Here is a 17,969-nt window from a genome sequence, read left to right on the forward strand (position 1 = left end):
CAAAACGAGCGACAGCAGCGGTGAAAACCGGTTCAGACCGCGTTAGTCGGCTGCGACTTCGACGTTCGCTTCCTCGGCCTTGCCGATCGCTTCGACGATGAGTTCGGCGACGTCGACGATTTCGATCTCGTCCTCGTAGCCGCCCGTTTTGCGGCCGTCCTCGTACATCGTCATGCACATCGGGCAGGCGACGACGAACTTGTCGATCTCAGGGCCGGCATCGGTGTCCTCGAGCGCTTCGCGGATGCGTTCCTCGCTCGGTTTGGGCTCTTCTTCGAAATCCATCCAGAGGCCACCGCCACCGCCGCCACAGCAGAAGGCGTTGGCGCGGTTACGCGGCATCTCGTCGAGCGTACAGCCCGTCGCTTTGATGAGTTCGCGCGGAGCCTCGTACTCGTCGTTGTACCGGCCGAGATGGCACGGATCGTGGTAGGTGACGGTGTAGTCGAGTTCGGTGCCGGTGAGTTCGAGGTTGCCTTCGGAAACGAGTTCTTCGACTGCTTGCGTCCAGTGGTAGACCTCGATCTCGCCGTCGTCGTTCCAGAACTCCTCGTAGTCAAAGGGCATCATCGGGTCGTCGGCGAACTCCTCGAAGTCGACCTCCGGATACTCGTTTTTGAACGTGTTGTAGGAGTGGGGGTCCGTACAGACGATTTTGTCGAACTCACAGTCCTCCCACGTTTCGACGTGGTGGCCGGCGAGTTCGACGTAGAGGAACTCCTCGCCGACGCGGCGGATGTCGTTGCCGTCGTACTTCTCGTCGTCGAAGAGGATCCCGAAGCTGACGTCCGCTTCCTGCAGAATGGTCGCCAGCGAGCGGGCGACCTGCTTGTTACGCTCGTCGTAGCTCGGGAAGTCGCCAACGTACCAGAGGTAGTCGACCTTCTCTTCGCGGGCGTCGGCCACGTCGAACTCGAGGTCGTCGGTCCAGTCGCCCCGGTTGCGGGGCGAGTCCCCGAACGTGTTGCCGTTTTGCATGACGTTCTGGAAGACGTCCTGCATCGAACTCGAGATGTCGCCCTGGTCGGTCATCTGGCGGTTGAGGCGGGTGAACGACTGGAGGTGTTCGATTTCGACCGGACAGGCGTCCATGCAGGCCATACAGGCCATACAGGACTCCATCGTCTCGGTGTTGATGACGCTCGTGCCGCCGTCGGCGATGATCGGTTTCTCCTCGCCACCGGCATCGAGTTCCTCACGGTATTTTTTCAGGTCGAGGATGACGTTTCGGGGGTCGAGCGGCCGGTCGGAGGCCTTCGCGGGACAGACCGACGAACAGCGACCACACTTGGTACAGGCGTCCTGATCGAGGAGTTCTTTCCAGGTGAAGTCGTCGATGGATTCGGCGTTGGTCGCATCGAGGTCGGCGGGAACGTTCGGGAGCCGGCGACCGGCCTTCTCGTCGCGAACGACGACGTTCGCAAACGAGGAGAGCATGTGAAACGGCTTGGCGTAGGGAATCCACCCGATAAAGAACAGCGCGAGCAGCGAGTGCGACCACCACGTCAGCCAATGGAGCGTCTCGGCGTTCCACGCGAGATTCTCCGCCGCAACGTAGTTCGCACTCAGTGCGGCTTCGGTCGTCGGCAATCCGACTGCGCTAAAGAGCAGTGCGAGTCCGTAGCCGACGAAGCTGACCACTTCGTGGGCCGGCATCCCCGTAATGTAGATACGGAACCCCTCGAGGAGGAAGCCACCGACGCCGAGGCCGAAGAGCGTCCAGATGAAGATGTCGTCTTCGGTCGAGGTATGACGGCCCCAGAGGCGGTGGTTGCGAACCCAGTAGCGCCGATAGAGCGCCATGCCGATGCCGACGACGAACAACAGCCCCATCGCGTCGACCATGAACTGGTAGGCGAGATAGAAGTCGCCCTCCCAGAAGACGAAGCCGAAAAACAGCTCCGTCCCGTACTGTTCGACGGCGATGATCGTCGTCGCGATCAGCAGCGTCAGAAAGCCCCACAGAATAAACGAGTGCATCAGGCCGCCGTAGAGATCCCTGTTGAACTGCTTCTCGTTCGAGAGGACAATCTTGGCTGCACTGACGATGCGAGCCGGTAACTCATTGACTCGAGCGAACGGATCGTCGTCACCCTCGGCGTACCGACTGAATCGTCGGTACACGCCGTAGGCGAAGACTGCGAGGGTGATCGCAACGAGGAGATAGAACATCGCATAGCCGATGCTTCCGATCCCCAGGTAGGTCTCCCTCCCCACCTCCGTCTGTGCTATGACGTTCATGTACAATGACCCGGAGGGACACGACTTAGTTCTTGTCACACCGTCTGGCTGCCGATCGCTACGCCCTCTTGCGGAAATTTTCCTGCTATTTCGAGTTTATAATCGTTGTTGATAAGTACTCCGTGCATCCCCACGCTATCTGGCAACAGCCTTAAATAGCCGCCCGTCGGGAGTGTCCACCCATGAACGAAAAAACCGAGGAACTTCGAGATCTCTTCACCGACGTCACCGACGGCGAGGAAACCGTGACCGAATCACAGGAGAACACCCGTGGCTCGCTCGAGCGCGACGAACGAACGACCACGGAGCGCCTCGAGAACGTGATCGGCCAGATGCGCGACCGCTACGAGTTCGAGACGTCGCTGTCCGACGACGACCTCGTCGCAGTCGCGAAAGCGTTCTACGACGGTGATTCCGACGCGGACATCGCCGACGACCTCGATGCCGACGTCGACGCCGCCGACGTGTTCGAGGCGCGGATGGCGTTGCATCTCGTCGACGAGTCGGACGCCGACGAAGTCGACCTCGCGGCGATCCGCGACCGCGAGGAAGACGATGCTACGCTCGCTGCGGAGTACGACGTCGGTGAGGCCGAGATCCGACGCTACCGACGCGTCGCCGCGGCCGAAGACGAGTCGCGAGCGGCGAACGACCGCTACCGCGACGAGTTCGACAGCATCCTCGCGGACGCCGAAATCTCGGGGCGAATGGCGACCGACGTTCGCGAGGACGGCCTCGAGGACGCGACCGAAGGGATGGAGACGGAAGTCGACTTCTAGCGACGACCGATCGCTCCCATCGCGACCGGTTCCGTACGAGACTTTTTATTCGATCGGGCGGCCAGACGCCCCGTGTCTCGATCCCCCGTCCCGTTCAGCGATCTGCGGACGGCCGCGTACTGCCCGCGGAAGTGCTACTATCAGCGGACCAGCGACGCTGATCGCGAGCCACCACCGGAAGTCGAGGCGATCCGTGACCTCGCGACGCGCTACGAGGCGTTGCTCGCAGCCCCTGTGGCGACACTCGAGTCCGAACCGATCGCCATCGTCGCCGTTCGGTATCGGGAGCACCTCGAGCGACTCGCGATCGACTCACAGACGGCGGCCACTGGAAACGCCTCGTAACCCGATCGAGCACGATGTCCTCGCGACTGGTCGCTGTCGGGGAATCGTGGATAAGATCCTCGAGGACCCCCTCGAGCCGGTCCTGATCTCGGCCGGGAAGCTGCCTGAACACGGCGTCTGGGAGCCCCAGTCGGTCCACGCCGTCGCGGCGGCGAAGGCACTCGCGTGGGAACATCAGGAGCCAGTCGACCGCGTCTGGCTCGAGTACCCCGCCTACGGCGTGATTCGATCAGTCGAACTGACGACACGACGGAAGGCACGGTACCGTCGGGCGCTTCGGACGGTCCGCGAACTCGACGGGCCGCCGGCGCGGATCAGCAACCGCTCGAAGTGTGACGCCTGCGACTTCGCGACGGAATGTGGGGTTCGGACGCGGACGTTGCGGTCGTTATTGGGCCTCAAATAAGGTGTCGTGTACGATCTCAAACTCGTCTATCTGCCCTTGAAAGTCGCTTTTTCGAACGATTCTGCACTCGCAACCGGCCGATACCGAGAGACTTTTACTCGAAACCGAGTACTGACATCTACTGATGATGTGGCAAGACTTCGTCTTCCTCGCTGGAAGCGTCCTCTCGATCACCTTTCTCGCACCGACGGTGCGAGATCCGTCTGCTCGAGTGCCACTCGGCTCGAGCGTGCCGTCGATGACGATCGGAACCATCTACGGGTTTACGTACGCGACGCTGGGGATGACGTTCTCGGCGCTCGGTTCGATCGGCGTCGCGACGATGTGGTCACTGATCGCGTTCTATCGGGCACCCGGGGCACAGACCGGGCCGAAAAACATCGTCCGCTTTCTCCACGATCTGTTCCAGCAGAGTCGGCAGTTCCGTTCCACCGGGGCTCGAGCCGAGTCACGACCCGCCGGCGACCACGACCAGCCAGCCGACTAGTTCGTCTCGAGCCACGTGTCGATCTCGTCGGCCATCGCTCCACGGCGGTGGATCGTCCCCGCCGAGAGATCGACGACGGTACTTTCGGTGCCCTGGGTTTCGCCCGTCTCGAGGATCACGCTGGCGGCCTCGCGGATTTCTGGATCGAGTTCCCCGGGCGTTCGAACGCTTCCCTGCCCGCTGACGTTCGCGCTCGTCGCGGTGATCGGAGTGCCGGCGCGTTCACAGAGCGCGAGCGCGAGGTCGTGGTCCGGCACCCGGACGCCGACTTGGTCGCGACCGGCAGTGAGTTCGTCCGGCACGGCCTCTCGGCGACGACACAGCACTGTCACGGGACCGGGCAGGAACCGGGCCATAAACTGGCGCTCGCGGTCGGTCGCCCGGACGTACTGGAGCGCCGATGGGACCGACGGCACCGCAAGCGAGATCGGCTTCGATCGATCCCGGCCTTTCGCGTCGAAGACGGCGGCGACTGCGTCGGGATCGAGCGCATCTGCACCGAGTCCATAGACAGTCTCCGTCGGGTAGACGACGAGTTCTCCCTCCCTGATCGCGGCTGCTGCGCGCTCGAGATCGCTCATTTAGCTAGCTATCGTCCGGTCATCGACAAAAGCGTACCGTCACGGCGGACACTCCCCGGAAACGGGCGTATTTTGCGTCGTGTCCGCCCTCCTGATCGTCGGTGTGGCTGCCCGACTGGCTGTGGCGGGTTCGGCGTCGCCGCTGATACAACTCACTCGAGGCCGAGTCGGTCCTCGAGCGCGTCGTAGTCGGGGAATTCGGGCCACTCGGTCGCGACCCACGCGGCGTCGACGGTGCCGTCGTCGAGCGCGAAAAACGCGACGCGGGGTTCGCTGATCCCGGTCATACCGTCGAGTTCGTGGGCGATACCGTAGTCGTCGGCGACCCCGTTGGCCGGATCAGCAAAGAACGGAAACGGGACCTCGTTCTCGTCGATGAACCGCGAGATTTCGTACGGTGTCGAGGCCGTCACGCCGACGACCTGCTCTTTGCGGTCGGCCCACCCGCGCTCGATGAGTTCGTCCCAGACGTACTTGCCGACGAACGAGCCGATCATCGGCGTGAATACGAGGATCGTCCGCCCTTCGGCGACGAGGTCGGAGAGTGCCCGGTCCTGCCAGAACTCGTCGGTGACCAGCGGCCGCGTGAACTCGGGTGCGTCGTCTCCAGCTGTCGGGTGGTTCGCAGGGCCAAGGTCGACGACGTCGAATTCGGGCATTACTCCGCACCTCCGTCGTTCGCGACGGCCTGCGCCGCTTCGGTGTCTGCCCCCTCGCCGTAGGTCGACTCGAGGTACTCGGCGATGTTTGCACTCTCTGCCATCGTCACGCCAGTGGTCTCGTCGACGATGACGGGAACGGTTCGGACGCCGGCAACGCGCTTGACGACGTCTCGACGCGAGTGCAGCGGTTCGACGAACCGAGAGGTGTACTCGAGGTCGTACTCCTCGAGCAATCTGGTGACACGTTCACAGAACGGACACGCCTGCAGTCGGTAGAACGTGATCGGCGCATCGGGGTCTGTGCTAGCGGCGGCGTTCATACCCATTCGTTTGGGAAACGGGCGGGTAAGCGTGTCGTCGGCAGCAAGCGAGACGGAAAAATGGTAAACGGTTAACCGATCCGGACGTAAGCATCTACATCAATGGCGTTCTCTCTCCCTTGGGAAATCGTGCTCGCCGCCTACGAGGTCCCCGTCGTGGGTCTCGAGTTCGACCAGTCGACGGTGACGGTCCTCGGTGTGGTGGCGGTTGGCATTCTTATCGGACTCTCTGCGTTCTTCTCGTCGTCCGAAATCGCGATGTTCAATCTCCCGAAACACCGCCTCGAGGGGATGGTCGAGGACGGCGTCAACGGGGCGGAGTTGGTGAAATCCCTCAAAGGCGATCCACACCGCCTGCTCGTGACGATTCTTGTCGGGAACAACATCGTCAACATCGCAATGTCTTCGATCGCGACGGCGATCCTGTCGCTTTACTTCGGCGGACTGGTCGGCGTCTTGCTGGCGACGTTCGGGATCACGGCACTCGTCTTGCTCTTTGGCGAAAGCGTCCCCAAGTCCTACGCGGTCGAGAACACCGAGTCGTGGTCGCTTCGCATCTCGAAACCGCTGAAGGCGACGGAGTACCTGCTCTTTCCGCTCATCATCCTCTTTGACTACCTCACTCGACAGGTCAACAGACTCATCGGATCGACGGGGGCGATCGAGTCGCCCTACGTCACACGCGACGAGATTCAGGAGATGATCGAATCCGGCGAACGCGAGGGCGTCTTGGAGGAGGAAGAACACGAGATGCTCACGCGGATCTTTCGCTTTAACAATACGATCGTCAAAGAGGTCATGACGCCGCGGCTGGATATGACCGCGGTCCCGAAAGACGCCGGCATCGACGAAGCGATCGAGACCTGTATTCAGAGCGGCCACGCCCGCGTGCCGGTCTACGAGGGCAGCCTCGACAACGTTCAGGGGGTCGTCCACATCCGCGATCTCGTGCGCGATCTCAACTACGGCGAAACCGAGGCCGAAAACCTCCAACTCGAGGACCTCATCCAGCCGACACTGCACGTCCCCGAGTCGAAAAACGTCGACGAACTGCTGACCGAGATGCGCGAAAACCGGATGCATATGGCGATCGTCATCGACGAGTTCGGCACGACCGAGGGGCTGGTGACCGTCGAAGACATGATCGAGGAGATCGTCGGCGAGATCTTGAAAACCGGTGAGGAAGAACCGGTCGAACAACTCGACGAGCGGACCGTCATCGTTCGCGGCGAGGTCAACATCGAGGACGTCAACGAAGCTCTCGAGATCGATCTGCCTGAAGGCGAGGAGTTCGAGACCATCGCCGGGTTCATCTTCAACCGCGCGGGCCGACTCGTCGAGGAAGGCGAAGAGATCACCTACGACGGTGTCCGCATCACCGTCGAAACCGTCGAGAACACCCGAATCATGAAAGCTCGACTGCGAAAACTCGAGGAGCCACCCGAGCCCGAAGCCGACGACGAGGACGTCGAAATCGACGAGGAGTCAGTGGCTCGAGACTGACCGCGCTTTTATAATCCGTCCTCGGCCTCGAGCATTCGTGCTTGCAGTTCTCGTCCTCGCTCGGACTCGACGGTGAGTTCCGGGACGGGAACCGCGGAGCCCTCGTCGTCGATCGCGACGAACGTAAACGACGATTCTGTTGTCCGTTCCGTCTTGCCCGTTCTGGGTTCTTCACGCCACGCTCGGAGGCCGACGTGGACGCTCGTCCGGCCCGCGTCGTAGACGAACGCTTCGACCAGGGCCGTATCACCGATCTTGATTGGGCGCTCGAAATCGAGTTCGTTCACGCGGGCTGTCACGCAGGTTTCGCCGGCAAAGCGCATCGCCGACATCGCGCCGACTTCGTCGAGCCATTTCATGAGGTTGCCGCCGTGGAGCGTGTTGTTGTTGTTTGCGTGGTTCGGCTGGACGCGAAATCGGTTCTGGATATGTGTGTCCAGGACAGTTGGCATAGCTGTCCGTTCGCAGGACGGGGTGAAGAAAACACCTGCTCAACGGCCACGACACGGACCCGAGTGCAGGTACGGTTTGCTCGAGCGAGTCGGCACCGCCCGGCTGTCTCAGGCGGTTCGACCCAGTTCGGCGAGCAGATGCGAGACGTGAATCCGGTCGCTCGAGCCCTCGTGCATCTCGAACTCGATATCCGCCGCGAGTCGGTGCATGTGAGCCAATTTCTCGCCCTGATAGCGCTTGCGTGCCACCTCGAGGATCGATTCGACGACTTCCTCGCCGTCTAAGCCTTCGTCCACGAGCAGGTCGTCCAGAGCCTTGCGGGCGTCCGTAAACTCGCCGGCCTCGGCATCGTCGACCATCGCCTCGATCTCGTCTTCGAGGCCCACGTTGCCGATCGTCTCGTAGGCCGCCTGCATCGTCAGTTCGCCTTCGGTTTCGACGGTCGTCTGAGCCGCCAGAATGGCCTGTCGGATGTTGCCGCCCGCGTAGCCCGCGACGAACTCGAGGCCGTCAGCTTCGTACTCGACGCCTTCGGCCTCGACGATCCGCTCGAGGACGGTGACGATCTCGGGACTCGAGGGGGCACGTAGGGAGACAGGGAAACACCGCGACCGGATCGGGGGGATGAGCTTGGTTGGCTGCCGAGTGGCGATGATAAACTGCGTCGTCCGGTGGTGTTGCTCCATGATCCGGCGCAACGCTTGCTGGAAGTCTTCACGGACGTCTTCGGCGTTGTCGAGTAAGATCGTCTTGTACTCGCCGGAGACGGAGGCGTAACTCGCGGACTCTTTCAAGACGTGGTTGATCATGTCCCGCTTGCTCATCGACGAGCGGCCGACGAGGAACTGGGCGAATCGGGGGTCGTTCTTGATCTCCGTTTTCGTGCGCCCGAAGAAGTCGGCGACGTTGATCTCGATCAGATCGTTGTCCGGATCTGCGTGGGCCTCGCGAGCGAGCGCGCGCGCCGCCGCCGTCTTCCCGCTGCCGGGTGGGCCCTGCAGGAGGAGGTTAATCGGCTCGTCGACGGCTCGCTCTAAGTACTCACGAGCGTCGTCCTGTGGCAACTCGGCCAGCTCGGGGGCGTAGGTGTCGGTCCACAGCGGCGCGTCCATCGGCAGTCGGTAGGGCCGGGTCGGGTAAGAATCGGTCGGTTAGTCGTTGTCCCCGGTCACTTACTCGCTGTTGTCGCCGCCATCGTCCTCGTCAGTGAGGTCTGCAATCGTAAACGTCGTCTCGACGGGTGCGCCCTCGAACTCGAGGACTGTCGCGTTCTCGAGATCGTCCGGCTCGCCCTCGTAGACGACTGCGGTGAGTTCCTGGTTGTCGTCGACTGAGACGTCATCGTCGAACGGGACGCTGACGTCCTCGTGCTCGCCGGCGTCGAGTCCGTCGCTCGTTGCAATCACAGCACCATCGCCGTCTTCGATCGCGACGAACCCGTCTTCTGGCGTCGCAACATCGACCGTGACGTTCTCGTCGCTCGCATCGACGGCCTCGACGGAGGGGTCGGTGTGGAACTCGAGCTCGATTGGCTGGAGGGCGCCGTCACCGTCGGTGTAGACACCGAGAGTCTGTTCGCCAGGCGGCGTTCCGGTCGTATCGATTTCGAAGGTCACCTCCCGGGTCTCGCCGCCTCCGAGGGTTAGCGTCTGTTGCTCGAGGGCGGTCCCGTCGATGCGGAACGTGACGGTCTGTTGGGTCTCGAGTTCGGTCGGGTTGGAGATCTCGGCGGTGACATTGATCGTTTCGTTCGTAGTCGCTGAGTCGGGCGCATCGAGACTCTCGACGCGGAACGAGTCCGAGAGCGCATCGCCGTCTTCGGACGTCGTCACTGCTGCAGTGTCCTGGACTGGGAACCCATTCTCGAGGTAGGGCTGATCTTCTTCGCCGTTGCTGTCCTCGTATGTGTACGTCTCGTCGTTGGTGGTGTCCCGATGGACCGTCGCGGTGAGACGGCCGGCGAGCTCGGCCTCGCCGCGCTCGATCGTGACATCCTCGTGTGTTCCCGACTCGAGGTAGTCGGAGACGACGAGCGGTTCGTCACCGCTGCTGGTGATGACGACGAAGCCGCCGTCCGAGAGCGTGACCTCGTCGATGACGACCGACTCGCCGTCACCTTGCTGATCTTCGAACGTGATCGATGCCGACGGATCCTCGTCGACACCAAAAATGGCGGGGGCTTGGCCGACGACGATCCCCGCGGCGAGCACGACCGCGATCGCAATCACGATCGCGCCGACTTGTTTGATCGTTCCGAAGGTCACTCTCGAACTCATTGGGGTGGGATCGTCCTCGTCTAAGCACTCGAGGGACGTAAAACGCGCTGTCCGTTCGCAGGAACCGGACCGATGCGACGCAGTCCGCGGCCCGGACTCGAGTGCGTTCGTCGATGGCACCACAACGTTCTTTGGTCGTGATAGCGCCTAGTCACATATGAACCAGAACGTCGGCAACGCGGATCGGCTTGCACGGTTCGCCCTCGGTGCGGTCCTCGGGCTCGTGTCACTGGCGATCCTTGGCGGAGTCATCTCGCTGCCGATGGTCCTTTCACCCGTCTTGGGCGTCCTCTCGCTCGTATTGCTCGTGACGGCTACCACCAGTACGTGTGGGCTCTACTCCGCGCTGGGATTGACATCCTCCTCCGCGTGAACGCGGAGGAATCCCGACCGCGTTTGGGATATTAGGGTTTGCAGTCTACCACTTGTTCCCTCGGTGAGAATCCGTGGGACAAGTCATGAAGGTAGACTCCGGGCTGTGCCAACCAGCCGGTACTCCTATCTCCACCCAAATCGGGTGCAGACTCAGAGTTACTTTGATTCAAGTTGAGACGGATGTTCTCCGCCCCGTTCACGTCAGCGTTGAACGCCGCATCACACGCCTCACAGACGTACAAGCCACGTTCGACACGCTGATTATCGTCTTTCCTACCGCAGACGCAACACGTCTTGCTCGTCTCGTGCTCGGACACTTCTACGACTTCGATACCCTCGACTTTCGCCTTGTATTCGAGAATGTTCGTGAAGCGGTCGAACGCCCACCCGTGCAAGTCGAGGTTGCCGTGCTTGCCCCAGTTCTTCGACTCGCCGTTGTCGTCCTCACGAACCCCCGCGAGTTTGCCGACGTTGATACGTCCCACGCCCCGCTCAATGCACTTCTCAACGATGTGTTTGGCGAGGCTGTGGAAGAAGTGAGTTCGGCGCTCCGACCACTTCTTGTGAAGACGAGTGGCTCGTTCGCCACCGGAATCGTCGCACTTGGCAATCTCTTTCGGGAAGTAGTAGCCGTCCTGTTTGAGTCGGTTGCCGGGGTAGAGGTCGGCTTGCTCGGTACTGTACGCGACTGCGGCGAAGTTACAGATTCCGAGGTCGATGCCCGCTGCTTCGTTACCCGGCGCGTTGGGTGTCTCGATTTCGTCTTTGCAGACGAGGTGCAGTTCCCAGCGTCCCTTTGCCTTGTCGTAGACGGCCCTGACCTGTTGTAGATTCTCGACGGTAACGCCGGGACGAGTTTCGTACTCGACAAGGATGTATTCCCACGCTTTGGGGTGTTCCTTGTGGTTCGCGCCTTTCGAGAGGCGCACACGGTTGTTCTTGGTGTCGTGTCGGATGCCGTTTTGCTTCCACGTCACCGTGCTACGAGGGTGTTCTTCGTGGACGCGACGGCCTTCTGAGTCGTAGTAGTTTTTCTTGCGGTAGCCGGGCGGATTCGCTCGATTGTCAGACTGCCTCTTGCCGTACCACGAGTTGAAGGCTTCAGCGAGTTCCTCCAGAACGCGCTGACTGGACTGCGAATGCAATCCCTTGTACTTGTTGTGGATCTTCAACTCGTCTTTGAGGTCGCCGTGGTCAGGAATCTCGCCCGTGTCCTCCCACACTTGGCGGGAGTGGTAGTTGGCGACGTTCCAGAGTTTGCTGGCCGACCATCCGTGTCGGTCGAGCGAGTCCTCTACCTGCGCGTAGTTGAGGATTTTCGCTCGATGGGTGTGGTGGACTTCCAGCATTCTGAACGCTTGTATAACCACTTATACTTGCTTCTATTGTAAAAGTTCGGATTGAATACTGTGGAATATCCGACCGGGCTATCGACGGTGGATTGTGGGATGAGTTGTCGGATTCATCCCGCGCCTAAAGGCGCGGGTATTCTCCTTGTTCTTTATAAGCACGAAGTAACGCCACGTCGGTCAGCGTTCGATACACAGCACACTGACACTCCAGCATCGCCCATCCGAAGGGCGTTTAGTCACGGCACACGGAGCATGGAGCGATGTCATTGTGCGTGACGTTTCTGGGGACGGCTGGGGCGATTCCGACGACTGAACGAAACCCGAGTAGTCTCTTCGTCGCTCGAGAGGGCGACCAACTGTTGTTCGACGCCGGCGAGGGCACCCAGCGCCAGATGATGCGCTTCGGGACCGGCTTTTCGATCTCGCACCTGTTCGTCACGCACCTCCACGGCGACCACGTCCTCGGCATTCCGGGGCTTCTCCAGACGATGGCGTTCAATGACCGCGAGGAACCGCTGGCGATCCACACGCCACGCGGCACGCGCCGGGATATCAAGGGGTTGGTCAACGCCCTCGGTAATCGTCCCTCGTATCCGGTGCGAATCAACGAAGTGGGCGACGGCGACGTCGCCTATCGGGCAGACGAGTACGAGGTCCGCGTCTTCGGCACCGACCACGACACCCGCTCTGTGGGCTACGCCCTCGTCGAAGACGACCGCAAAGGTCGGTTCGACCGCGAACACGCCGAGGAACTCGGCGTTCCCGTCGGGCCGAAGTTTTCGAAACTCCACGCGGGTGAGTCGGTCGAACTCGAGGACGGAACTGTCGTCGACCCCGAGCAGGTCGTCGGCGAGCCCCGACCCGGCCGCTCGATCGTCTACACCGGCGATACGCGACCGACGACGGCGACGATCGAGGTCGCGGACGAGCCCGAACTGCTGATCCACGACGCCACCTTCGCCGACGACCGCGCCGACCGCGCGGGCTCGACGGCCCACTCGACGGCCCGGCAAGCCGCCGAAATCGCCCGTCGGGCCGGTGCGGACCGGCTCGCCTTGATGCATCTCTCCTCGCGGTATGCGGGCTACACCGACGACCATCTCGAGCAAGCCCGGACGGTCTTCGACGGCGAGGTGTTCGTCCCTGAGGACGGACAGACACTAGAGATTCCGTATCCCGGCGAGTGATGGTGTCCCCGCAGCCGCAGTGCCGCCCTCACCGCTGATACCGACAGTGATGAGTGCTCTGAAACGACCGGTGCGTTCCGACATTGTCTCTCGATAAATATGTGGTATGCTATCAACACTCAAAGATTTATGTGTCTGGACCGTGTCGAAACACGAGGTCAAGCTACAATGGACGTCGAAGAGTGCGACGAAACCACGGCGCACGTTCTCTCTGATGGGACGAGCAGCACGAACCACGGCGGAACCGACACCGGCGACTGCGGAATTTCCTACTGTCGGAATACAGCGACCTATCTCGTCGTCCACGAGCCAGCACGGTCGGACCGGCAGCGCGAACGGTACTGTGAGTCTCACGTTGCGTTGGCCGCCGACGATGTTCGCGCCGATCCTGCCAGGGAGTTGGTCTGTGGGCCTGTGGTACTCGAGTAGCGTGCCTCGTCTCGAAGATACGCCACTCGAGACGGATTCACGGCCTCGGGATCGCTCCCGTTGGGTACGTCCTGAACCGGCTTCGATGACCGCGCACCCACCATTCGTCGCTGCGGTATCAAAAGTACCATACCACCCCACGACTCAGTTGACCGTATCAGGTGGTTTCTGTGACCGAAAAACGCGAATACAAAGCCGACTATCCCGACAAGACGCTGTATATTCCGGGCCCGACCGAAGTGCGCGATGACGTCATCGAGGTGATGTGCGAGCCGATGTTCGGTCACCGCATGGACCGGATGACCGACCTCTATACGACCATCGTCGAGGACACGAAAGAGTTCCTCGGCACCGACAACGAGGTCGTTATCCTCACGGGCTCGGGGACGGAGTTCTGGGAGGCATCGACGCTCAACCTCGTCGACGAGAACATCCTCGTCCCGACCTGTGGCAGCTTCAGCGAGCGCCATGCCAACGTCGCCGAGCGACTGGGCAAAAACGTCGACCGACTCGAGTACGAGTGGGGGCAGGCCATCAAACCCGAAGACATTCGCGAGGAACTCGAGGAAAGCGACAAACAGTACGACGTGGTCGCGACCGTAATGAACGAGAGTTCGACGGGCGTCCGCAACCCCATCGAGGAGATCGGTGACGTCGTCGCCGAGTATCCGGACACCTACTTCGTCGTCGACGCTGTCTCCTCGCTTGGTGGCGACTACGTCGACATCGACGAGCACAACATCGACGTCATCTTCGCCTCCTCACAGAAAGCATTCGCCATGCCGCCTGGGCTGGCGATCTGTGTCGTCAGCGACGATGCCTACGAGCGCGAACTCGAGAAAGACTCCGCCTCGTGGTACGGCGGCTTCCAGCGGACGATCGACTACTACGAGCGGAAAGGCCAGACCCACTCCACGCCGGCGATTCCAATCATGCTCGCCTACCGCAAGCAGATGAAACACATGCTCGAGGAGGGCCACGAAGCACGGAGCGAGCGCCACCGCGAGATGGCCGAGTACGTCCGAGAGTGGGCCGACGAACACTTCGATATGTTCCCCGAGGAGGGCTACGAGTCCCAGACCGTGGCCTGTATCGAGAACACGCAGGGAATCGACGTCGCCGAAACGATCGAGACCGTCAACGAGGAGTACGACATGGCCTTTTCGAACGGCTACGGCTCCCAGCTCGGCGAGAAGACGTTCCGTATCGGCCACATGGGCGAACACGACCTCGAGTCGATCAAGGAACTGACCGACGCTATCGAAGACGTCGCTGACCTCTGAGACGGACCGCTGTAAGTCTTTTCCGGCGCAACCGCGACCCGTCCTGTGGTCGCGCCGGTCCATCGTTACAGCAGTCCGTCTCGTGTGCTGAACCAACTGATCTGTAGATGTCTGCCCGCAATAGGGTTAACCATCTTCGGAGCGAATGTGTGGCATGATTGATCAACCAGTAGGAGATGTGATGACACGCTCGGTGCGCACCATCAATAGAGAGACAACGGCGTGTGATGTTGCCGTCCTCTTCGCAGAGCATAACATTGGTTCTACGGTGGTGGTTGCGCCCGAGACGGGCGATATCACTGGTATCGTGACCGAGTCAGATCTCATGCAGCAAGTTGCAGCAGGCGCTGATATCGAATCCGTCCGTGTCGACTCGTTTCTGTCTGCGCCGGTCATCACGATCGACAGCGCAGAGAGCATCCACACAGCAGCCGACGTGATGAAAGAGCACTCAATCCGGCGGCTCCCTGTCGTTGACGATGGCGACCTCGTCGGCATCCTCACAACGACTAATCTCACCCATTATCTACCACGCTTGCGCAAGACGATCCTTCATGAGCGGAACGAACGTTCCGGGCAGTGATTGTTCTTTTCGCAGTGACTGTCATCACTCTCTGACTGTCGAAGCGTGCTGAAGACGCGCCCTGTCTCTTGTACAGCCGCGAGAACATACATTTCAACTGACAGAAAGCCTAGCGGCAAGTGCGCATCTGTGGTTGCTGAATCGACCGTTCTAAAATTGGGATATCCTCTGCTCCGCTCTCAATTTTTGGGTTCGACCTTGCCTGCGAAGGTTTGGAAGTCAATCGTCTCTTCGGGGACATAGAACGTGTCGGTACAGAACTCGTAGCTGTTGTCCGGCGTTTCGGCGTGCCACAGGAGGTAGGCGAACTCATCCTCGACGATGGTGTCATCCACTTCAATGGTCGCCCCTTCTTGGGCAAATTCGTCGAACAGATCCGCAAACAGCTCCTCGATTTCGTCGAGACCTCGGAAGACTCCCATGTTCGTGATGACTACTGAGTCATCACCGTAGTCGGCCATGATCTCCTCGAGTTCCTGATTGGCGAACGCGTCAAGATGGTGGTCGAGCACGGCGTTTGTATCACTCATAGCTTGTTGTCCGGGTGCGCGTACAACGAACAGTCATATAGTGTTTACACGGAGTAGCACCAACTTCGTTCTGTTTGACGGGGTGGAAGTCCGAATTTTTCACCCGCTGAGTTAATTTCGAATCCGATTCTGAATATAATAGCCACAGAAAGTCGACGAGAACCCGCGTCGGATTTATACGCTACTCGCCCCTAGAGCCGCCTGTGAGTACGCGAACGAGTGCCCTCGATGCAGTCGTCTTCGGGGTCGATATTCAAAGCGGTGACGTGCGGGGCGATGCGCCGTCGTACGCCCTCGTGGTCTACGACGGTGACGACCTCACGCGGGACGTCGTCACTCACCGCAAACTCCGGCGGCTGATCGACGACAAGGAGCCGGCGATCATCGCGACGGACAACATGTACGAGCTGGCAGCCGACAAGGACCAGCTGATTCACTTCCTCGGCTCGCTGCCTTCCGAGACGATGCTCGTGCAGGTAACGGGTGCCGAACAGCCCGAACCGCTCTCTCGAGTCGCGAAACGCCACGGGATCCCCTACGGCAAACAGCCGATGCAAGAGGCCGAAGCCGCGGCCCGGCTGGCCGCCCACAACGTCGGCCACGAGGTCTCTGCGTTTACGGATACGACCGAGGTCAAGGTCTCGAGGGGGCGCTCGACCGGCAGCGGTGGCTGGAGCGAGGACCGCTACACGCGTCGCATCCACGGCTCGGTTCGGAAGCGAACCCGAGAGGTCGAGTCCGCACTCGAGGACGCAAACCTCGAGTACGATCGGGAGATCCGGGAGGCCTACGGCGGCTACGCGAACGCCGTCTTCACCGTCTCCGCCCGCCCCAGCGACATCCCCGTCTCGAGAAATCGGTCGGGCGACGTCCGCGTCGAGATCGAACGCGAGCGCCGAGACGGGATCGAGTTCCGCCCGCTCGCCAAACGACGGGATCACGTTATCGTCGGTATCGATCCCGGCACGACGACCGCAGCCGCGATCGTTTCCCTCGAGGGTGAGGTGTTAGACGTCTGGAGTTCGCGGACCAGCGACACCGCCGACGTGATCGAGTGGATCGTCGAACGGGGTCGTCCGATCATCGTCGCCGCGGACGTAACGCCGATGCCCGAGACGGTCGAGAAGTTTCGCCGGAGCTTCGACGCGGCGGGCTGGAACCCCTCGAGCGATCTGCCGATCGACGAGAAACAACACCGCACGCGTCACGACCCCTACGACGACGACCACCAGCGCGACGCGATGGCCGCGGCGCTGTATGCCTTCGACGCCCACGAAAACCAGTTCGAGCGCATCGCCACCAAGCTCCCGCCGGGGCTCGACCGCGGCGAGGTGACGGCGCGCGTCGTCGCCGGCGAGGAGAGCGTCGAAGCCGTGCTCAGGGATTTAGACGACGACGAAGAACCCGAGTCGGAGTCGACTGACCACGAACCGCGCGAGCTGACGCCCGAGGAACAGCGGATCAAAGACCTCGAGCGACAGGTCGAGCGCCTCCAATCACACGTCGGGACGCTCGAGGAGCGACTCGAGGACCGCGACGAGCGCATCGATGACCTCGAGACCGAACTCAGCGTCGCCCGTCGCGAGGAACGAACGAAAGTCCGCAAAGACCGTGAGGTCTCCCGACTCGAGCGGAAGGCAGATCGCTTGGAGCGCGAACGCGACGCGGCCCGTGAGGAGGTGGACGATCTCGAGCGGAAAGTCGAGCGGATGAAAGCGCTCTGGAAGCTCGACCACTCGAACTTCAGTGACGTTTCGGCCGAAAAAGAGGGGCTGGTCCCAGTCAAGGTCGTCGAGAAGTTCACGAAGGGCGCGCTCCGCGAGGCCAACGAGCAGTACGGGATCGCAGCCGGCGACATCGTCTTCTTACGTGATGCGAGTGGGGCGGGCCGCTCGACGGCCGAACTGCTCGCCGAGTTCGAACCGCGGGTCGTCCTGAAACAGGGCGGGCTCTCGGAGGTCGCCGACGAGATCCTCTTCGATGCCGAGATTCCAGTCGGGCCCGCAGATGACGTCGCCATGCAGGAAGTCGACGAACTCGCCGTCGCCCGCGAGGACGACGTCGAGGCGGTCATCGACGACTGGCACGACCGCGCAGCAGAACGAAAGCGCGACCGCAAGGCGGCGATGGTCGATCAACTCATCAGCGAACACCGAGCGGGCGACAATCAGGTGTGA

At 61.3% G+C, this 17,969-nt stretch carries 18 protein-coding genes and 1 pseudogene; 10 read left to right on the plus strand and 9 right to left on the minus strand.

The genetic code is table 11. The annotated features are described in order from the left end of the window. Nucleotides 1-42: 42 nt before the first annotated feature. Complete coding sequence (locus tag GCU68_RS06435; RefSeq protein WP_152939993.1) at nt 43-2,241, minus strand: heterodisulfide reductase-related iron-sulfur binding cluster; 2,199 nt, start codon at nt 2,239-2,241, stop codon at nt 43-45. Nucleotides 2,242-2,423: 182 nt separating this feature from the next. Between GCU68_RS06435 and GCU68_RS06440 the strand changes: the two genes are divergently transcribed. The 3 genes and pseudogenes from GCU68_RS06440 (at nt 2,424) to GCU68_RS06450 (ending at nt 4,258) form a co-directional block, all read left to right on the plus strand. Further along, nucleotides 2,424-3,020, plus strand: a complete 597-nt coding sequence (locus GCU68_RS06440) for a conditioned medium-induced protein 4 (RefSeq protein ID WP_152939995.1) — start codon at nt 2,424-2,426, stop codon at nt 3,018-3,020. Nucleotides 3,021-3,092: 72 nt separating this feature from the next. Continuing rightward, nucleotides 3,093-3,771: pseudogene (locus GCU68_RS06445) on the plus strand (CRISPR-associated protein Cas4). A 124-nt stretch (nt 3,772-3,895) separates the two neighbouring features. Continuing rightward, complete coding sequence (locus tag GCU68_RS06450) at nt 3,896-4,258, plus strand: hypothetical protein (protein ID WP_152939997.1); 363 nt, start codon at nt 3,896-3,898, stop codon at nt 4,256-4,258. On the opposite strand, the gene GCU68_RS06455 is transcribed toward GCU68_RS06450, so the two are convergent. The 3 genes from GCU68_RS06455 to GCU68_RS06465 form a co-directional block, all read right to left on the minus strand. Beyond that, nucleotides 4,255-4,839 carry an L-threonylcarbamoyladenylate synthase gene (locus GCU68_RS06455; RefSeq protein ID WP_152939999.1) on the minus strand — a complete coding sequence of 195 codons (585 nt, stop codon included), beginning with the start codon at nt 4,837-4,839 and terminating at the stop codon, nt 4,255-4,257. The two genes, GCU68_RS06450 and GCU68_RS06455, sit on opposite strands and share 4 nt — an antisense overlap. Before the next feature lie 152 nt (nt 4,840-4,991). Further along, the gene (locus tag GCU68_RS06460) at nt 4,992-5,498 is read right to left on the minus strand and encodes a redoxin domain-containing protein (RefSeq protein ID WP_152940001.1); all 507 of its coding nucleotides are present in this window, start codon (nt 5,496-5,498) and stop codon (nt 4,992-4,994) included. Beyond that, nucleotides 5,498-5,821 carry a glutaredoxin family protein gene (locus GCU68_RS06465; protein ID WP_152940003.1) on the minus strand — a complete coding sequence of 108 codons (324 nt, stop codon included), beginning with the start codon at nt 5,819-5,821 and terminating at the stop codon, nt 5,498-5,500. The genes GCU68_RS06460 and GCU68_RS06465 overlap by 1 nt, the downstream gene beginning before the upstream one ends. A 102-nt stretch (nt 5,822-5,923) precedes the next feature. On the opposite strand from GCU68_RS06465, the gene GCU68_RS06470 reads away from it, so the two are divergent. Next, nucleotides 5,924-7,324 carry a hemolysin family protein gene (locus tag GCU68_RS06470; RefSeq protein ID WP_152940005.1) on the plus strand — a complete coding sequence of 467 codons (1,401 nt, stop codon included), beginning with the start codon at nt 5,924-5,926 and terminating at the stop codon, nt 7,322-7,324. A gap of 8 nt (nt 7,325-7,332) precedes the next feature. On the opposite strand, the gene GCU68_RS06475 is transcribed toward GCU68_RS06470, so the two are convergent. The 3 genes from GCU68_RS06475 to GCU68_RS06485 all read right to left on the minus strand — a co-directional run bounded on the left by GCU68_RS06475 (nt 7,333) and on the right by GCU68_RS06485 (nt 10,053). Next, the gene (locus GCU68_RS06475) at nt 7,333-7,776 is read right to left on the minus strand and encodes an acyl-CoA thioesterase (protein WP_152940007.1); all 444 of its coding nucleotides are present in this window, start codon (nt 7,774-7,776) and stop codon (nt 7,333-7,335) included. Nucleotides 7,777-7,884: 108 nt separating this feature from the next. After that, entirely contained in the window at nt 7,885-8,889 is a 1,005-nt protein-coding gene (locus GCU68_RS06480) for an AAA family ATPase (RefSeq protein WP_152940009.1), read from the minus strand. A gap of 60 nt (nt 8,890-8,949) precedes the next feature. Continuing rightward, entirely contained in the window at nt 8,950-10,053 is a 1,104-nt protein-coding gene (locus GCU68_RS06485) for a DUF7282 domain-containing protein (RefSeq protein WP_152940011.1), read from the minus strand. A gap of 157 nt (nt 10,054-10,210) precedes the next feature. Between GCU68_RS06485 and GCU68_RS06490 the strand changes: the two genes are divergently transcribed. Beyond that, nucleotides 10,211-10,426 (plus strand): YgaP family membrane protein, encoded by a 216-nt coding sequence (locus GCU68_RS06490; protein ID WP_152940013.1) that lies wholly within the window; start codon nt 10,211-10,213, stop codon nt 10,424-10,426. Between the two features lie 31 nt (nt 10,427-10,457). On the opposite strand, the gene GCU68_RS06495 is transcribed toward GCU68_RS06490, so the two are convergent. Next, the gene (locus GCU68_RS06495; protein WP_152940015.1) at nt 10,458-11,777 is read right to left on the minus strand and encodes an RNA-guided endonuclease InsQ/TnpB family protein; all 1,320 of its coding nucleotides are present in this window, start codon (nt 11,775-11,777) and stop codon (nt 10,458-10,460) included. A 263-nt stretch (nt 11,778-12,040) separates the two neighbouring features. Here GCU68_RS06495 and rnz point away from each other — a divergent pair, with 263 nt between their 5' ends. The 4 genes from rnz to GCU68_RS06515 all read left to right on the plus strand — a co-directional run bounded on the left by rnz (nt 12,041) and on the right by GCU68_RS06515 (nt 15,262). Next, nucleotides 12,041-12,967, plus strand: a complete 927-nt coding sequence (rnz, locus tag GCU68_RS06500) for a ribonuclease Z (protein ID WP_152940017.1) — start codon at nt 12,041-12,043, stop codon at nt 12,965-12,967. Nucleotides 12,968-13,135: 168 nt separating this feature from the next. Beyond that, the gene (locus GCU68_RS06505; protein ID WP_152940019.1) at nt 13,136-13,396 is read left to right on the plus strand and encodes a hypothetical protein; all 261 of its coding nucleotides are present in this window, start codon (nt 13,136-13,138) and stop codon (nt 13,394-13,396) included. Nucleotides 13,397-13,566: 170 nt separating this feature from the next. Then, nucleotides 13,567-14,679: a pyridoxal-phosphate-dependent aminotransferase family protein gene (locus tag GCU68_RS06510; protein WP_152940021.1), complete on the plus strand. Its 1,113-nt coding sequence runs from the start codon at nt 13,567-13,569 to the stop codon at nt 14,677-14,679. Between the two features lie 154 nt (nt 14,680-14,833). Continuing rightward, nucleotides 14,834-15,262 (plus strand): CBS domain-containing protein, encoded by a 429-nt coding sequence (locus tag GCU68_RS06515; RefSeq protein ID WP_227014948.1) that lies wholly within the window; start codon nt 14,834-14,836, stop codon nt 15,260-15,262. Nucleotides 15,263-15,441: 179 nt separating this feature from the next. Here GCU68_RS06515 and GCU68_RS06520 read toward each other — a convergent pair whose 3' ends face one another. Continuing rightward, nucleotides 15,442-15,792 (minus strand): nuclear transport factor 2 family protein, encoded by a 351-nt coding sequence (locus GCU68_RS06520; RefSeq protein ID WP_152940023.1) that lies wholly within the window; start codon nt 15,790-15,792, stop codon nt 15,442-15,444. A gap of 203 nt (nt 15,793-15,995) precedes the next feature. Here GCU68_RS06520 and GCU68_RS06525 point away from each other — a divergent pair, with 203 nt between their 5' ends. Further along, complete coding sequence (locus tag GCU68_RS06525) at nt 15,996-17,969, plus strand: DUF460 domain-containing protein (protein ID WP_152940025.1); 1,974 nt, start codon at nt 15,996-15,998, stop codon at nt 17,967-17,969.

The organism is Natronorubrum aibiense (assembly GCF_009392895.1).
GTDB lineage: Archaea > Halobacteriota > Halobacteria > Halobacteriales > Natrialbaceae > Natronorubrum > Natronorubrum aibiense.

Excerpts from the sequence above, each read along its gene's own strand:
- GCU68_RS06435 (WP_152939993.1), bottom strand. The coding sequence starts at position 2,241 with ATGAACGTCATAGCACAGACGGAGGTGGGGAGGGAGACCTACCTGGGG.
- GCU68_RS06440 (WP_152939995.1), top strand. The coding sequence starts at position 2,424 with ATGAACGAAAAAACCGAGGAACTTCGAGATCTCTTCACCGACGTCACC.
- GCU68_RS06450 (WP_152939997.1), top strand. The coding sequence starts at position 3,896 with ATGATGTGGCAAGACTTCGTCTTCCTCGCTGGAAGCGTCCTCTCGATC.
- GCU68_RS06455 (WP_152939999.1), bottom strand. The coding sequence starts at position 4,839 with ATGAGCGATCTCGAGCGCGCAGCAGCCGCGATCAGGGAGGGAGAACTC.
- GCU68_RS06460 (WP_152940001.1), bottom strand. The coding sequence starts at position 5,498 with ATGCCCGAATTCGACGTCGTCGACCTTGGCCCTGCGAACCACCCGACA.
- GCU68_RS06465 (WP_152940003.1), bottom strand. The coding sequence starts at position 5,821 with ATGAACGCCGCCGCTAGCACAGACCCCGATGCGCCGATCACGTTCTAC.
- GCU68_RS06470 (WP_152940005.1), top strand. The coding sequence starts at position 5,924 with ATGGCGTTCTCTCTCCCTTGGGAAATCGTGCTCGCCGCCTACGAGGTC.
- GCU68_RS06475 (WP_152940007.1), bottom strand. The coding sequence starts at position 7,776 with ATGCCAACTGTCCTGGACACACATATCCAGAACCGATTTCGCGTCCAG.
- GCU68_RS06480 (WP_152940009.1), bottom strand. The coding sequence starts at position 8,889 with ATGGACGCGCCGCTGTGGACCGACACCTACGCCCCCGAGCTGGCCGAG.
- GCU68_RS06485 (WP_152940011.1), bottom strand. The coding sequence starts at position 10,053 with ATGAGTTCGAGAGTGACCTTCGGAACGATCAAACAAGTCGGCGCGATC.
- GCU68_RS06490 (WP_152940013.1), top strand. The coding sequence starts at position 10,211 with ATGAACCAGAACGTCGGCAACGCGGATCGGCTTGCACGGTTCGCCCTC.
- GCU68_RS06495 (WP_152940015.1), bottom strand. The coding sequence starts at position 11,777 with ATGCTGGAAGTCCACCACACCCATCGAGCGAAAATCCTCAACTACGCG.
- rnz (WP_152940017.1), top strand. The coding sequence starts at position 12,041 with ATGTCATTGTGCGTGACGTTTCTGGGGACGGCTGGGGCGATTCCGACG.
- GCU68_RS06505 (WP_152940019.1), top strand. The coding sequence starts at position 13,136 with ATGGACGTCGAAGAGTGCGACGAAACCACGGCGCACGTTCTCTCTGAT.
- GCU68_RS06515 (WP_227014948.1), top strand. The coding sequence starts at position 14,834 with ATGATTGATCAACCAGTAGGAGATGTGATGACACGCTCGGTGCGCACC.
- GCU68_RS06520 (WP_152940023.1), bottom strand. The coding sequence starts at position 15,792 with ATGAGTGATACAAACGCCGTGCTCGACCACCATCTTGACGCGTTCGCC.